The 15,163-nt window shown below is 72.1% G+C and carries 17 protein-coding genes; 13 read left to right on the top strand and 4 right to left on the bottom strand.

Translation table 11 applies throughout. The annotated features are described in order from the left end of the window. The first annotated feature begins 66 nt into the window (after positions 1 to 66). From JNO44_RS30675 to JNO44_RS30645, 8 genes are all read left to right on the top strand, one after another. Positions 67 to 852, top strand: a complete 786-nt coding sequence (locus JNO44_RS30675) for an amino acid ABC transporter ATP-binding protein (protein ID WP_275695774.1) — start codon at positions 67 to 69, stop codon at positions 850 to 852. Positions 853 to 908: 56 nt separating this feature from the next. Next, positions 909 to 1,820 carry a glutamate ABC transporter substrate-binding protein gene (locus tag JNO44_RS30670; protein WP_235094553.1) on the top strand — a complete coding sequence of 304 codons (912 nt, stop codon included), beginning with the start codon at positions 909 to 911 and terminating at the stop codon, positions 1,818 to 1,820. 166 nt (positions 1,821 to 1,986) lie between these two features. Next, entirely contained in the window at positions 1,987 to 2,634 is a 648-nt protein-coding gene (locus tag JNO44_RS30665; protein WP_205366934.1) for an amino acid ABC transporter permease, read from the top strand. Between the two features lie 91 nt (positions 2,635 to 2,725). Further along, positions 2,726 to 3,649, top strand: coding sequence for an amino acid ABC transporter permease (locus JNO44_RS30660; protein WP_205366933.1), 924 nt, complete (start codon positions 2,726 to 2,728; stop codon positions 3,647 to 3,649). Between the two features lie 183 nt (positions 3,650 to 3,832). Continuing rightward, positions 3,833 to 5,602, top strand: coding sequence for an FAD-dependent monooxygenase (locus tag JNO44_RS30655; protein ID WP_205366932.1), 1,770 nt, complete (start codon positions 3,833 to 3,835; stop codon positions 5,600 to 5,602). Next, positions 5,595 to 5,681, top strand: a complete 87-nt coding sequence (locus JNO44_RS44850) for a putative leader peptide (RefSeq protein ID WP_312635946.1) — start codon at positions 5,595 to 5,597, stop codon at positions 5,679 to 5,681. Before JNO44_RS30655 ends, JNO44_RS44850 begins: the two co-directional genes overlap by 8 nt. Positions 5,682 to 5,779: 98 nt before the next feature. Then, positions 5,780 to 6,322, top strand: a complete 543-nt coding sequence (locus tag JNO44_RS30650) for a cupin domain-containing protein (RefSeq protein ID WP_205366931.1) — start codon at positions 5,780 to 5,782, stop codon at positions 6,320 to 6,322. 73 nt (positions 6,323 to 6,395) lie between these two features. Further along, entirely contained in the window at positions 6,396 to 6,824 is a 429-nt protein-coding gene (locus tag JNO44_RS30645) for a rhodanese-like domain-containing protein (protein ID WP_205366930.1), read from the top strand. Between the two features lie 70 nt (positions 6,825 to 6,894). Here JNO44_RS30645 and recX read toward each other — a convergent pair whose 3' ends face one another. The 4 genes from recX to JNO44_RS30625 form a co-directional block, all read right to left on the bottom strand. Beyond that, positions 6,895 to 7,560: a recombination regulator RecX gene (gene recX, locus JNO44_RS30640; RefSeq protein ID WP_205366929.1), complete on the bottom strand. Its 666-nt coding sequence runs from the start codon at positions 7,558 to 7,560 to the stop codon at positions 6,895 to 6,897. 6 nt (positions 7,561 to 7,566) lie between these two features. Then, positions 7,567 to 8,691 (bottom strand): recombinase RecA, encoded by a 1,125-nt coding sequence (gene recA, locus JNO44_RS30635; RefSeq protein WP_073449252.1) that lies wholly within the window; start codon positions 8,689 to 8,691, stop codon positions 7,567 to 7,569. A 222-nt stretch (positions 8,692 to 8,913) separates the two neighbouring features. Further along, entirely contained in the window at positions 8,914 to 10,089 is a 1,176-nt protein-coding gene (locus JNO44_RS30630) for an AI-2E family transporter (protein WP_420882762.1), read from the bottom strand. A gap of 135 nt (positions 10,090 to 10,224) precedes the next feature. Continuing rightward, positions 10,225 to 10,419, bottom strand: coding sequence for a DUF3046 domain-containing protein (locus JNO44_RS30625; RefSeq protein ID WP_039632166.1), 195 nt, complete (start codon positions 10,417 to 10,419; stop codon positions 10,225 to 10,227). Positions 10,420 to 10,809: 390 nt separating this feature from the next. On the opposite strand from JNO44_RS30625, the gene JNO44_RS30620 reads away from it, so the two are divergent. From JNO44_RS30620 to JNO44_RS30600, 5 genes are all read left to right on the top strand, one after another. Beyond that, positions 10,810 to 11,385, top strand: a complete 576-nt coding sequence (locus tag JNO44_RS30620) for a DUF6542 domain-containing protein (protein WP_205366927.1) — start codon at positions 10,810 to 10,812, stop codon at positions 11,383 to 11,385. Continuing rightward, a complete protein-coding gene (locus tag JNO44_RS30615) occupies positions 11,378 to 13,015 on the top strand; it encodes an LCP family protein (protein WP_240167719.1) in 1,638 nt (545 codons plus the stop codon). The genes JNO44_RS30620 and JNO44_RS30615 overlap by 8 nt, the downstream gene beginning before the upstream one ends. A 145-nt stretch (positions 13,016 to 13,160) precedes the next feature. Beyond that, on the top strand, positions 13,161 to 13,535 hold the full coding sequence (locus tag JNO44_RS30610; protein ID WP_240167718.1) for an ArsR/SmtB family transcription factor: 375 nt from the start codon (positions 13,161 to 13,163) through the stop codon (positions 13,533 to 13,535). 138 nt (positions 13,536 to 13,673) lie between these two features. Continuing rightward, positions 13,674 to 14,252, top strand: a complete 579-nt coding sequence (locus tag JNO44_RS30605) for a TerD family protein (RefSeq protein ID WP_039632170.1) — start codon at positions 13,674 to 13,676, stop codon at positions 14,250 to 14,252. Between the two features lie 75 nt (positions 14,253 to 14,327). Continuing rightward, positions 14,328 to 15,008: a lytic transglycosylase domain-containing protein gene (locus JNO44_RS30600; protein WP_205366926.1), complete on the top strand. Its 681-nt coding sequence runs from the start codon at positions 14,328 to 14,330 to the stop codon at positions 15,006 to 15,008. Positions 15,009 to 15,163 lie beyond the last annotated feature (155 nt).

Here is a 15,163-nt window from a genome sequence, read left to right as displayed (position 1 = left end):
GTAATGACGCTGGTCGCAGCCCGTCATTAGGGTCCTCCCAACCGAGGAGGACGGAGCTGTACGCCGATGAGCGAAGTACCGGTGGCCAAGAACGCCGGGGGCCCTGCGCCCACGGGAGAACCGTTGGTCGTGCTGGACAACGTGAACAAGCACTTCGGCGCGCTGCACGTGCTCCAGGACATCAACCTGACGATCCGGCGCGGCGAGGTGGTCGTGGTGATCGGGCCCTCCGGGTCCGGCAAGTCCACCCTCTGCCGCACGATCAACCGCCTGGAGACCATCGACACCGGCAGCATCGGCATCGACGGCAAGCCGCTGCCCCAGGAGGGGCGTGAACTGGCCCGGCTGCGTGCCGACGTGGGCATGGTGTTCCAGTCCTTCAACCTCTTCGCGCACAAGACCGTGCTGGAAAACGTGATGCTGGGCCAGACCAAGGTCCGCAAGACGGACAAGGCCACCGCGGAGAAGAAGGCCAGGGCACTGCTCGACCGGGTCGGCGTCGGCGCCCAGGCGGAGAAGTACCCCGCCCAGCTTTCCGGCGGCCAGCAGCAGCGGGTGGCGATCGCCCGCGCCCTGGCGATGGACCCGAAGGTGATGCTCTTCGACGAGCCGACCTCGGCGCTGGACCCGGAGATGATCAACGAGGTGCTGGAGGTCATGCAGCAGCTCGCCCGGGACGGCATGACGATGGTCGTGGTCACCCACGAGATGGGGTTCGCGCGCTCCGCGGCGAACCGGGTGGTCTTCATGGCGGACGGCAAGATCATCGAAGAGGCCGAGCCGAACCAGTTCTTCAACAACCCGCGCAGCGACCGGGCGAAGGACTTCCTGTCGAAGATCCTCCACCACTGAGGCCGTAGTCGGGCCACCATGATTGCCAACACCTGTTGAACCAAAGGATGTTCACCATGAGGATGCGTAAGACGGCTGCGGCGGGCGCGATGGTGCTCGCGCTGGCGGCGACGGCGACCGCGTGCGGCGGCCAGTCCGGATCGGCAGGCGACAAGCAGCCCGGAAGCGACATCTACAGCGCCGACTACAAGGTCGCCAAGGACGTCAAGGTCGACTCCCCGACGCTGCAGAAGGCCCAGAAGGCCGGCAAGATCACCATCGGTGTCAAGGCCGACCAGCCGTTCCTCGGCTTCAAGGACCCGGCGACCAACACCTACTCCGGCTTCGACATCGAGATCGCCAAGATGATCGCCGCCGACCTGGGCTTCTCCGCGAAGCAGATCAACTTCCAGACCGTCGACTCCAACGTCCGTGAGACCGCCATCTCCAAGGGCCAGGTCGACTACTACGTCGGTACGTACACCATCAACGACGAGCGCAAGAAGCAGGTCAGCTTCGCGGGCCCGTACTACACCGCCGGCGCCGACCTCCTGGTGCGCCAGGACGACAAGGCGATCACCGGGCCGGACACCCTCCAGGGCAAGAAGGTCTGCTCGATCGTCGGCTCCACCCCGCTCCAGGAGATCAAGAAGAAGAAGTACGGCGCGGTCACCAACGAGCAGGCGAAGTACTCGGACTGCGTGAAGTACCTGCTCGACGGCACGGTCGACGCGGTCACCACCGACGACGCGATCCTCAAGGGCTACGCCGCCCAGCGCCCGGGCAAGCTCCGCGTCGTCGGGAAGTCCTTCACCAAGGAGCCCTACGGCGTCGGCCTGGCCAAGGACGACAAGGCGCTGCGCGACGCGATCACCACCGCGCTGGAGAACCACATCAAGAACGGCGACTACAAGAAGGCGTACCAGGGCACGCTCGGCAAGTCCGGCTCCGCCTACGTCGCCCCGGAGACGCCGCTGCCGCGCTACTGACGGCCCGCGCACGCACCGGACCGCGCCGCCCCGTACGCCCGCCGCGACGGGTGTACGGGGCGCGCTGTCTCCCGCGCACCCCACCGCCCCGCGGGCGGCGTCGCGCAGTTGCCTGTAGTACCCCGCCGTTACCCGCCGCCGACCCGACCGCTACCGCGGAGACCCCATGAACGTACTCCTCGATTATCTGCCCGAGTTCCGGGACGGGTTCCTCGGAACCCTGGCGATCACCGCGTCCGCCGCGCTGCTCGCGCTGGTGCTCGGCGTGCTCATAGCCGGTTTCCGGGTCTCTCCGGTCCCGCCGCTGCGCGCCTTCGGCACGGCCTGGGTGACGGTGCTGCGCAACACGCCGCTGACGCTGCTCTTCCTGGTCGCCTTCTTCGTCGTGCCGCAGATCCTCTTCCAGGGGGCCAGCCCGTACGTCCTGGCCACGCTGGCGCTCGGCTTCTACACCTCCTCGTTCGTGTGCGAGGCGGTGCGGTCCGGCATCACCACCGTGCCGCTGGGCCAGGCGGAGGCGGCCCGCAGCCTGGGCATGAGCTTCCCCCAGACGCTGCGGCTGATCGTGCTCCCGCAGGCGACCCGCACCGTGATCCCGCCGCTGAGCAGCATCATCATCGCGCTCACCAAGAACTCCGCGATCGCCGGCGCGTTCGGCTACGGCGAGCTGTTCAACGTCTCCAAGCTGCTCAACGACCGGGGCTACCCGATCGCCTGGATCTTCCTGTGGACGGCGCTGGCCTACCTCGTCATCACCTTCGCGGTCAGCGGCCTGTTCCGGCTGCTGGAGCGCCGGTTGGGGGTCGCCCGATGAGTGGCACCGGCAGCCGTGACACCAGGAACGACATGTACGGACGGGCGCCGTCTCCGCGCACCGGCGGGACGGGACGAAGCGAGGTAAGGGCATGAGTGGCGCGAGCGTTCTCTACGACGTGCCGGGGCCGAAGGCGAAGGCCCGCAACCGCGTCTACAGCGTCATCGGCGCGCTGGCGGTGCTGGGGCTGATCGCCTTCGCGTTCCTGCGGCTGGACGCCAAGGGCCAACTGGACCCGGAGGTCTGGCGGATCTTCAACTACGCCGGGGTGCGTACCAGCATCCGCGACGGCGTCCTGACGACCCTTCAGGTCTTTGCGGTGGCGGCGGTGCTGTCGCTGGCGCTGGGTCTGCTGCTGACGGTGGCCCGGCTCTCCGACCACAAGCCGGTCCGCTGGCTGGCCACCGGCTTCATCGAGCTGTTCCGCGCGGTCCCGCTGCTGATCACGATCTACGCACTGTGGGTCATCCTCCTCACCAACCGGGACGCGCTGGGCCTGACCGGCAGCCAGCCGCAGTTCTGGGCGCTGGTCGCGGGCCTGACGGTCTACAACGGTTCGGTGCAGGCCGAGGTGCTGCGGGCCGGCATCAACGCCGTGCCCAAGGGTCAGAAGGAGGCCGCGTACGCGCTCGGCCTGAGCAAGACGCAGGTCATGACGACCGTGCTGATCCCGCAGGCGGTCCGGGCGATGCTGCCCACGATCATCAGCCAGCTGGTGGTGACCCTGAAGGACACCTCGCTCGGTTACATCATCACCTTCGAGGAACTCCTCTACACCGCCCGCCTGATGAGCACCAACATCATCGTCAACGGGAACGACACCTACATCCCGGTGATCATCGTCATCGGCAGCATCTACGTGGCGATGTGCCTGGCGCTGTCCGCCCTGGCCACCTGGATCGAGCGGCGCGGGCGCCGGGCCCGGACCGGCATCCGGGTCGGCGCGGCGGCCGAGCCGGTGGCGGCCGCGGACGCCGCGGAGAGCGCCGAGGCCCCGGCCGGCGCGAAGGACTGACGGAAGGTCCGGCCCAGCGCGGCCGGTACCGACCGTCCGGAGGCGGTGGCAACGGCGCCACCGCCTCCTTCACTTGACGGCGGCGGTCGCAATGGGTTGCATACGCTGTGTGATCACGCACCGGGCCTCCACTGCCAGTTCCCGCACGTCCCGTACGTACCGCCGGATCCAGGGAGCCGCGCCGTGGAGCCGGTGATCGTCGTCGGGGCCGGCCCGGTCGGACTCGCCCTCGCCCTCGCGCTGACCCGGCACGCGGTACCCGTCGTCGTCCTCGACGAGACCGAAGGCCAGGAGGAGCCCCGGCCCGCCCGCACCGTCGTACTCCGCCCGGACACCGCGGCGTTCGCCGCCCGGCTCGGCTGCGCGGACGCCCTGTCGGGCGCCGGTGCCCGCTGGTCGGCGTGGCGCACCATGCGCCGCCGCCGGCTGCTGGAACGGGTCGCGTTCGGCGACGACGCGTCCCCCCTGCACCTCCCCCAGCACGCGCTGACCCGCGCACTGCGCACCGCGCTGACCGGCGAACCGCTCGCCCAGGTCGTCTCCGGCAGCCGGCTGGCCGCCGTCGAACAGGACGCCAAGGGCGTCAGCGCCCAGACCCGCGGCGACAACGGAACGTGGTGGCGCGGGAGTTACCTCGTCGGCTGCGACGGCCCGCGGTCCACCGTCCGCAAGCTGCTGGACGTCCGCTTCCCCGGGCGCACCGCCGTCGAACGGCACGCGGTGGCCACGCTGCGCACCGAACTCCCCTGGCCCGGCGAAGCGCTGCTGCACCGCTCGCCGGCCCGGCACGGCGGCGGACGGGTCAGCGAGGTGTCGGCCCGCCCGCTGCCCGGCGGGGTCTGGCGGCTGGACTGGCTGCTGCCCCCGGGGCGCGATCTGGTGACCCCGGACGCGCTGGTGGCCCGGATCCGCGACTCGCTGGCCGGCTGGGCGACGGAGGCCGCGGACGGGCCCGGCGACGAGGGCGGCACGCCCGGCGGACGCGGCCACACCGGCCTGGTCCCGCCCTACGAACTCCTCGACACCGGTGTCCACACCGTCCACCACCGGCTCGCCCGGACCTGGCGGCGGGGCCGCGCCTTCCTCGCCGGCGACGCCGCCCATCTGCTGGGCGCGCTGGGCACCCAGGGCCTGGACGAGGGCCTGCGGGACGCCGAGAACCTCGCCTGGAAGCTGGGCCTGGCCTGGCACCACGGCGCCACCGAGACGTTGTTGGACAGCTATCAGGTCGAGCGGCGGGGCGCGGTCGCCGCCCGGCTGCGGGCCACCGACTCGGCGCTGCCGCTGCTGCGGGACGGCGGCGCGGTGCGCTGGCGGACGGTGCTGCCGGGCGCGGCGCGCGGGCGCAGCACCCTGCTGACCGACGGCCACCTGGGCCGCGGTCCCCTCGGCGGGGCGCCCTCCTACGCGGGGACGCCCCTGGCGGCGCCCGCCGGACTGCCCGGCGAGACGACGGTCGGCACCCTCCCGGGGGCGCCGGTGGTGGAGGTGCCGGTCACCGCCTCGGACGGCTCGTCGGTGGGGCTGCGCGACCGGCTCGGGCAGGGGCTGCTGGTGGTGCTGGTGGCGCCCGGTACCGGTGTGTGGGACCGGCGGCACTGGCAGTCGGCGGGGCTGATGCCCCGTCTGTCGGAGGCGGTCGCCGCGCTGCCGATGCGCGCGGAGGTCCTCGTCACCGAGGCGTATCCGGGGGCCGCGGCGCACACCGTGCTGGTGGTGCGGCCCGACGGCCATGTGGTCGCCGCGCTGTCCGGGGTCCGCCCGGACGAACTGGCCGCCTGCGCGGACGCGGTGCGCGGCGGGGCGCCCGGGGACGGGGTCCGGCGGCCGGCCGCGGACGGGACCGCCGGGGAGTGCGGTGACCGGCCGGACGGCGCTCCGGCGGAGCCGTCGGGGGACGTGGTGTCGGTTGACCCTCCGGGAAGCTCCGTGCTTCACTCCGAGAGTGACTGATCACGGCTCGCGATTCTGGCGGAGGGTCCATGTGGACCTGGTCCGCTATGCGGGCTGCAGGTGTCGTCCGTCCTGTTGATCTCCTCCGCCGTGGCCGGTGCCGCGGCGGCCTCCTCTGCGCGGCAGTGCGTCGTGGTGCGACGGCCGCGCCCCTCACGATCACTCAGGACGGTTTCCGTGCCCGATGTACAGTCCCCCGCGCGCCCGCGTGCCCGCGCCCATGACGGCGGCCCCGGCGCCGCCGAACTCCTCGACTTCGCCCGCCGTACCGCCGCCGACCGCGCGCTGGTCGCGTCCCTGCCGCTCGATCCGGAAGGCCGCACCTGGATCCGGCTCGACGGGCCGGGCGGCAGCGAAGCCTGGCTGATCGGCTGGCCGCCCGGCACCGGCACCGGCTGGCACGACCACGGCGGTTCGCGCGGCGCCTTCGCGGCGGCCGCCGGGGAGTTGACCGAGCAGTCGCTCGCCGCCGCGATCCCCACCGAGGGCTGGAAGACCCTGGAGCTCGCCGACGGCGTCGACCGGGAGCGCCGGCTGAGCGGGGGGCGGGGGCGGGCCTTCGGCCCGCACCACGTCCATCAGGTGCTCAACCTCTCCCCCGACACCCATGCGGTGTCCGTGCACGCCTACTACCCGCCGCTGCCGCTGATGCGGCGGTACAGCCGCAGCGGAGCGGTACTGCGGCTGGAGGAGATCGAACGCCCGGGGGAGTGGACATGAGCGAGCGGAGCGGGCACACGACAGTAGGGCGTGCGACCGGCGCACGCGGGGGCGGGCGACGGGGGTTCGCGGCGTGAGCGGGATCGACGAGCTGCTGGCCCGGGCCCGGCGCGCGCTGACCCGGGTGGATCCGGAACAGGCCGCGGCGCTCCAGGCGACCGGCGGCCTGCTGGTGGACATCCGCTACGCGGAGCTGCGGGAGCGCGACGGGACCGTCCCCGGGGCGCTGATCGTCGAGCGCAACGAGCTGGAATGGCGGCTCGACCCGACGGGCGCGCACCGCGCTCCCGAGGCGACCCACCACGATCTGCCGGTCGTCGTGATCTGCAACGAGGGCTACGCCTCCAGCCTCGCCGCGGTCTCCCTGCACGCACTGGGCCTGCACCGCGCCACCGACCTGATCGGCGGCTTCCAGGCATGGCGCGCGGCGGGCCTGCCGGTGGACGGCCAGGGCGGGTCCGCGCAGTCCCGCCGTCCGCCCGGAGGGCGGGCGGGAGCGTGACGCCAAGGCCCGTGCAGGGGCCGGGAGTTCGAGGACGCAGGGCGACCGGAATGCCACCGGCCGGGACGCTTCAGGCGTCCGGCAGGTGGTGGTCCAGCATCTCCGGGTCCTCGCCCTCCTCTTCCAGGGCCCGGCGGACGACGCGGAGGGCGAGGCCCTCCGGATAGCCCTTGCGGGCCAGCATGCCGGCCAGCCGGCGCAGCCGCTTGTCGCGGTCCAGGCCGCGGGTCGCCCGCAGCTTGCGGTCGACCAACGCGCGGGCGGTGGTCTCCTCCTGTTCCGGGTCGAGGCGGCCCACGGCCTCGTCGATCAGGGCGGAGTCCACCCCCTTGGTGCGGAGCTCCCGGGCCAGGGCACGGCGGGCCAGGCCCCGGCCGTGGTGTCGGGACTCCACCCAGGCGCCGGCGAACGCCGCGTCGTCGATCAGCCCGACGTCCTCGAAGCGGGCGAGCACCTCCTCCGCGGCCTCCTCGGGGATGCCCCGCTCCCGTAGGGCGTCGGCGAGCTGCCGACGGGTCCGCGGACTCCCGGTGAGCAGGCGCAGGCAGATCGCCCGCGCCTGCTCCTCGGGCGTACGCGGCGGTCCCGACCCGGCCCTCGACGGGAGGGGACCACCGCCGTCCTCGACTGCGGCGCCACCTTCGGGTGCGGCGCCGCCCGCGCGGCCACTACGGTTCTCGGCGTCGCCGACAGCGCCGTAGCCGGCGCTGTCGGGCCATTCCGTTCGCCGTGTCATGGCGGGTCAGCTCTTGGTCGCCGCGGCCTTGGTGCCCTTGGCGGTCTTGGCGGCCGCCGCCGGCGCGGCCTTGGCCGGCGCCTCCGCCGCCGGGCCGGCGGCGTCCGCGCCGGGCTCCGCCGCGGCGTCCGCCGACCTCACGCCGATGCCCAGCTTCTCCTTGATCTTCTTCTCGACCTCATTGGCGAGATCGGGGTTGTCCTTGAGGAAGTTGCGGGCGTTCTCCTTGCCCTGGCCGAGCTGGTCGCCCTCGTAGGTGTACCAGGCGCCGGACTTGCGGATGAAGCCGTGCTCGACGCCCATGTCGATCAGGCCGCCCTCGCGGCTGATGCCCTGGCCGTAGAGGATGTCGAACTCGGCCTGCTTGAAGGGCGGCGCGACCTTGTTCTTGACGACCTTGCAGCGGGTGCGGTTGCCGACCGCCTCGGTGCCGTCCTTCAGGGTCTCGATCCGGCGGATGTCGATCCGGACGGAGGCGTAGAACTTCAGCGCGCGGCCACCGGTCGTGGTCTCCGGGGAGCCGAACATCACGCCGATCTTCTCGCGGAGCTGGTTGATGAAGATCGCGGTGGTCTTGGACTGGTTGAGCGCGCTGGTGATCTTGCGCAGGGCCTGGCTCATCAGACGGGCCTGGAGGCCGACGTGCGAGTCGCCCATCTCGCCCTCGATCTCGGCCCGCGGCACCAGGGCGGCGACCGAGTCGATCACGATGAGGTCCAGGGCCCCGGAGCGGACCAGCATGTCGACGATCTCCAGGGCCTGCTCGCCGTTGTCCGGCTGGGACAGGATGAGGTTGTCGATGTCGACGCCGAGCTTCTGCGCGTACTCGGGGTCGAGGGCGTGCTCGGCGTCCACGAACGCGACCTGGCCGCCGGCCTTCTGTGCGTTCGCCACCGCGTGCAGGGTCAGGGTGGTCTTACCGGAGGACTCCGGTCCGTAGATCTCCACGACCCGGCCGCGAGGCAGGCCGCCGACGCCGAGGGCGACGTCGAGGGCGGTCGAGCCGGTCGGGATGATCTCGATGGGCTCCCTCGACCGCTCGCCCATGCGCATGACCGCGCCCTTGCCGAATTGCCGTTCAATCTGTGCGAGCGCGGCGTCCAGCGCCTTCTCGCGGTCGGTGCCTGCCATGGGTTCCACCCGGTTTGCTTGAGTCGATCGCTTCACGTCCATGACGCTAACCCCTGCCACTGACAATGCGCCCGGACCCCGGCTCCGGCCTGTGGATAACTCCGCGGACGGCCCTGGATTCCCCTGGGCCGGAGCCACGCCAGGCGGCCGGATTCCCCATAAGAATGGATGTTCGATTTTGGTGTCAAGCGCGCCGCTCGCCGCACCGCCGCGGCCCCGGAGTCACTCCGCGTCCCGCCGCACCGCGCCCGGCCCGCCGTCCCGGACGGGGACCGGGACCGAGTCCGGGTCCGGCGCGGTCGTCCCGGCGTCCCCGGTGCTCTCCGGTGCCGCGCCGCGCCGCCGCGACCAGCGGCGGACCCGGGGGTCCGGGGTGACCTCGTACCGCTTGACGTACGCGCCCAGGAACGCCTGGAGCGTCGCGGTGGCCGGGATCGCGATCAGCGCGCCGACCGCACCCATCAGCGCCGTGCCGGCGATCACCGATCCGAAGGCGACCGCGGGGTGGATGTCCACGGTCTTGGCGGTGATCCGGGGCTGGAGCAGGTAGTTCTCGAACTGCTGGTAGACCACGACGAAGCCGAAGACCCACACCGCGTACCAGGGGTTGACGGTGAACGCGATCAGGATGGGCAGCGCACCCGCCATGTACGTGCCGATCGTCGGGATGAACTGCGAGATCAGGCCGACCCACATGCCGAGCGCCGGGGCGTAGGGCACACCCAGGATCTCCAGCAGGACGTAGTGCGCGATGCCGGATATCAGCGCCATCAACCCGCGGGAGTAGAGGTATCCGCCGGTCTTCGCGACCGCGATCTCCCAGGCGCGCAGCACCTCGGCCTGACGCCGGGGCGGCAGCACCGAGCACAGCGCCCGCCGCAGCCGGGGGCCGTCGGCGGCGAAGTAGAACGAGAACAGCGCGATCGTGAGGAGGTTGAACAGCCCGCCCAGCACCTGCGCGGAGACCGCCAGGACGTTGTTGGCGCTGTCCTGGACGTACTTCTGCAGCCAGTCGGAGTTCAGCAGGTTGTTCTGCACCTGGACCCGGGAGAGGTGGGTGTGGAAGGTGCTGTTGATCCAGCTGATGACGGAGTCCAGGTACTGCGGGAACTCCTCGACCATGGTGGCGATCTGGCCGGCCAGCATGGACCCCAGCAGCGCGAAGAAGCCGACCGTGGCGACGACGATCGCGAGGAACACCAGGCCGGTGGCGAGCCCGCGGCGCATGCCCCGACCGGCCATCCAGTCGACGGCCGGCTCGATGGCCAGCGCCAGGAAGAACGCGATGAGGACGTTCAGCAGCAGGCCGATCAGCTGGTGGAAGCCCCAGGTGGCGAGCTGGAAGCAGGCCACCAGCGCGAGGGCGAGCACCATGGCGCGCGGCAGCCAGCGCGGCATCCTCGCCTCGCGCCGGTCGCCGGACCGGTCCTGCGGCGGGTCGTCGGGGCGGGGGCCGTCGTGGCTGCTGGTCTCATCTGTCACGGACACGCTGCCAAGTGTCGCCTACCGCACCGACACCCGGCCGCGGCCCGCTCACCGCTTGCTCTGCGGCACGTCCATCACCGCGCAGACCACCCGCCAGACCTCCTTGGCGCTCCATCCCGCCGCCAGCGCCTCGTGGATGGTGCGACCGCCGAGCTCCGCCATCACGTGATCGCGCGCGAACGAGTCGGCGTAGCCCGCACCAAAGTGGTCCGCCATCCGCTCCCAGAACACCGTCAACCGCATGATTCCCGCCTCGTACCCACTCCGGCCTGCACGTTCCCCGGTTTCCCGCCTCCCCGCGCGAGCGCCCGGGAGGGCATCCGGGCCCAGCCCCCTTCATACCGCCGCGGCCGGACGAAAGGCCAGCGAAGATCGACGGGGGCCGGGGACTCCCGGTGCCGTGGCCGGTGCCGCCGCCCCGCCGCGGCCGGGCGCGCCCGTCCCGGTTCGTCGCGGCGTGCCCCGGGCGGCCGGTCCGACCACCCCTCTCACACTTGCTAGATTGCGCAATCGAGCAGTCAAATGTGAAACCGGCTCGGCGCAATCGTCGTCTTCCCGGCCGGAACCACCCCTTGCCGCCGCGCGGCACGCCCCCGCGACCGCCTCGCCGGTCCGGCCGTCCGAAGGATGCGAATGACAGGTCAGCGCACCGAAGCCCCGAACGGGTACGACGACCTGGCCCGGGACCCGGCACAGGTCTCACGCCGGGTCCCGGGCCCACGTCGCCGCGGAGACCGGCACCCGGGAGCGGCCGGCATCGGGCCGGCTCCCGGGCGGGCCGGTGCGCGGGCGGACCGGGCGGGGCGCGGACGCCCGGCGCTTCGGGCCGCCGTGGTGGCGCTGGCGGTGACGGCCGCGGGTGCCGCGGTCGACGTGGCGCTCGGCGGGCGGCCGGGCTGGGTGTTCGCGGTGGCCGCGGCGCTCGGCGCGGCGCTGACCGGCAGGACCTGCACCCGGGCCGGCGCCTGGTGGCTGATATCCGCGCCGCCCCTGGTGGTGGCGGTCGTCACCGTGGCGTGCGAGCAGGTGGCGGGCACCACCACCGTCCAGGGCAAGGGACTGACGACGGCAGCGGTGCGCTGGGCCGTGGACGGGTTCCCGGCCATGGCGGCGGCCGAGGCGGTGCTGATCGCGGTGCTGACGGTCCGGGGCATACGGGCCGGCCGGCGCGGCGACCGGAAGCGGAGCAGGAGGAACAGCGGTGCATGACGACCACAGCCCCTACGGGCGGAGTCCGTACGGACCGGACGGCCGGGAGGCCGGGGGGACCGGCGGGCGGGCCGCACGCCGGCGGCCGGCCGACGGGCGCGGCGGACGGCGGCGCTCCCCCCTGGTCGTCGCCGGACGGACCGCGCTCGCCCTCTCCTCGGCGCTGGTCCTCCTGGCCAGCGGGGTGTCCTGGGCTGCGTACAACTGGGTCAGCAGCGGGCTGAACACCTCCGACGCGCTCAACGCGATCGGAGGCAAGGACGCACCCAAGCATCTGGACAATTCGGTCAACCTGCTGTTGATCGGCCTGGATTCGCGCAAGGACATGAACGGCAACGACCTGCCGCGGGAGTTCGTCAAGGACCAGCTGCACGCCGGGTCCAGCGACATCGGCTACTACAACACCAACACCCTGATCCTGATGCACATCCCGGCGGACGGCGGGAAGGTCACCGCGTTCTCCGTCCCGCGCGACGACTATGTGCAGACCTTCAACGGGGACGGCACCTCCCAGGGGCACTTCAAGATCAAGGAGGCGTACGCCAACGCCTATACGGTCGCCCACGACAAGTTCTCCGCCCAGGGGGTCAAGGGCGCCGACCTGGAGAGCCGGAGCCGGGAGGCCGGCCGGGAGGCGACGCTGGCGACGGTGCAGAACTTCCTCCAGGTGCCGATCGACCACTTCGCCGAGGTCAACCTGCTGGGCTTCTACGACATCGCCAAGGTGCTCCAGCCGATCGAGGTCTGCCTGAAGCACCCGGTCAAGGACCGGTACTCCGGTGCCGACTTCGGCGCGGGGCACCAGCAGCTCAACCCCAAGCAGGCGCTCGCGTTCGTGCGGCAGCGGCACGGCCTCGACGGCGGTGACCTGGACCGCACCCACCGCCAGCAGGCGTTCATCTCGTCGGTCACCCACAAGCTGAAGAGCCAGGGGGTCTTCACCGACCTGGGCAAGCTGCAGGGGCTGTTCGACGTGGTGAAGAAGGACCTGGTCATCGACAGCAAGTTCGACGTGCTGGACTTCGCCCAGCAGGCCACCAACCTGACCGGCGGGAACGTGGTGTTCCACACCCTGCCCATCGCCGGCTTCGCCACCCGCAACCGCGAGTCCGTCAATCTCGTGGACGTGCCCAAGATCCGGTCCATCGTGCAGTCCCTGATCGGCGAGAAGCCCGGTTCCTCGGACCGGCCGGGCGACGGGGCACCGTCGCCGTCCGCGTCCGTGAAGGCCGCCCCGGCGACCGTCGACGTCCTCAACGGCTCCGGGAAGAAGGGCGCCGCGGCAGACGAGCTCAAGGCGCTGACCGCGCTCGGCTACACCGCGGGCCGCACCGAGAACGCCACCCCCCGGCAGCACACCACCGTCCTCTACGGCGCCGGCGCACAGGAGGCCGCCCGGCAGATCAGCGACCGGCTGAGCACGGCCGCGCCGGTCTCCTCCGCCTCGGTGCCCGCCGGACACGTCCAGGTCGTCCTCGGTGGGGACTTCACGGCCCCGCCCGCCACCGGGGCGACGACCCCGGAGAAGTCCGCCGACCCCGCCACGAAGGACAGTTCCCCCTCGCCCGTCCCCTCCGACGCCTTCGCCGGCGACTCCGTCAAGGAGGGCGGCATCCCCTGCGTCAACTGACGCCCGGCGGGCCACCGGTGACCCCGGTGGCCCGCGAACTCCCCGCCCGTCACCGGGGCACCGCCGGCACCGGCGGCCGTACGGGCCGGGGGCGCGCCGCCTAGACTGGGCCGACCGGGGGCGAGAAACGGGGAGAGCCGCAGTGATGAAGAGCATCGAGGGAGCGGGCCAGGGGACGGGCGCGATGGCCGATCCGTCCGCCGAGGTACTGGCCGAGGCTGCCGCGATGTTCGGGCTGCTGGCCTCTCCCCCACGGCTGCACATCGTCTGGGCACTGGCCCAGGGCGAGAGCGACGTCAGCGGACTGGCCGAACGGGTCGGCGGCGCCCTGCCCGCGATCAGCCAGCACCTGTCCAAGCTCAAACTCGCCGGACTGGTGCGCTCCCGCCGCGAGGGCCGCCGGGTCGTCTACTTCGTCGACGACCCCGACACCGTCGCCGTGATGCGCACCCTCGTCGTCCAACTCGCCGCCCGCGACGCGCACGCCGCGCCGCCCCGGCTCCGCCGCCTGGGCGGCTGAGGGCCGCCCCGGCCCCGTCCACGCTCCCCGACGCCCCAGACATTTTAGATATTGCGCAATCATGGAACCAAGATGAGGTTCCCCGCGTTGTCCAGGACGACAGCACAGACCGGCTCCAAGGAACGCTGGAGGGTTTTCATGGGTGTGACCCTGGCCAAGGGCGGCAACGTCTCGCTCAGCAAGGAGGCCCCCGGCCTCAGCGCGGTGACCATCGGGCTGGGCTGGGCCGTCCGCACCACCACCGGCGCCGACTACGACCTGGACGCCTCCGCGCTGCTGTGCGCACAGTCCGGCAAGGTCGTCTCCGACCAGCACTTCGTGTTCTTCAACAACCTCACCAGCCCGGACGGTTCCGTGGTGCACTCCGGGGACAACCTCACCGGCGGTAGCCACGGCGACGACGAACAGATCCAGGTCGACCTGGCCACCGTCCCCGCGCAGGTCGCCAAAATCGTCTTCCCGGTCTCCATCTACGAGGCCGAGCAGCGCGGCCAGAGCTTCGGCCAGGTCCGCGACGCGTTCATCCGCGTGGTCAATCAGGCCGACGGCCGGGAGATCGCCCGCTACGACCTCACGGAGGACGCCTCCACCGAGACCGCCATGGTCTTCGGCGAGGTCTATCGGCACGGCGCGGAGTGGAAGTTCCGGGCCATCGGCCAGGGCTACGCCTCGGGACTGCGCGGCATCGCCCAGGACTTCGGGGTCAACGTCGGCTGAGCGGCGCGTCGGCCGGCGGGCCGGGCGGGACGGTCCGTCCGACGCCGGAGCGGCGGCTTCCGGAGGGAGCGGGACATGGTGACAGCCCGGGCGCGGTGGCGTTGGTGGGTGCTGCCCGGCGCCGCCGTGACGGTCTGGGCACTGGTGCACACGGGCCACGGCCCCGCTCCCGACACCGCGCCCCGGCCGTCCGGCACGACGTCCACCGCACCGGACGTCACCCCCTCCGCGACGCCCGGCGACGACTCCACGGCCCCCCGGCCCGACGGGGCGTACGACCCGGCCGACTGCGCCGCCGCGGTGCGCACGTACGCGACGGCGGCCGGCGTCCACCCCCACTTGCTGATGGCGATCCTCTACAACGAGGCGTACAAGCCGCACGATCCGGCGCTGGAGCGGGCCTGGCAGCGCTACAAGCCCGATGCCGCGTTCGGCATCGCCAACATGCACCGGGCCGCCTTCGACGAGGTCAAACGCGGCCGGGACTTCGCCGACCGGAAGTGGGAGGAGCTGCCCGACGACCGGAAACTCGCCGTCGAGGCGGCCGCCTGGTACCTGCACGACCTGGACCGCCGGCTGCCCGCGCAACGACCGGCCGACCACTCCCGCGACGACCTGCTGGCGCTGGGCTACAACGCCGGCGCCGGCAACATGCTCGCCTTCGCCCACGGCACCGCGCCGGGCGCCCAGGCCCGGTCCTACCTGGACCGGCTGCACGCGAACTGGGCGCAGGCCGGGCGGGCCGTCGCACGGTGACCGGACCGTCGCGCGGTGACAGCACCGCGACAGAAAGGCGTCAGGACGCGGTGGCGGGACCGTCCTGACGACTTCTCAGTCGCATACTTCAAGCATTGCGCAAGATAGGGAACCTTGCCGATTTCCTTGGCGTTGTAGCCGACGGACGCCTGATG

The organism is Streptomyces noursei, from assembly GCF_016917755.1.
GTDB lineage: Bacteria > Actinomycetota > Actinomycetes > Streptomycetales > Streptomycetaceae > Streptomyces > Streptomyces yunnanensis.
Note: the sequence above shows the minus strand (reverse complement) of the source record. Positions and strands in the feature narration are given on the sequence as shown.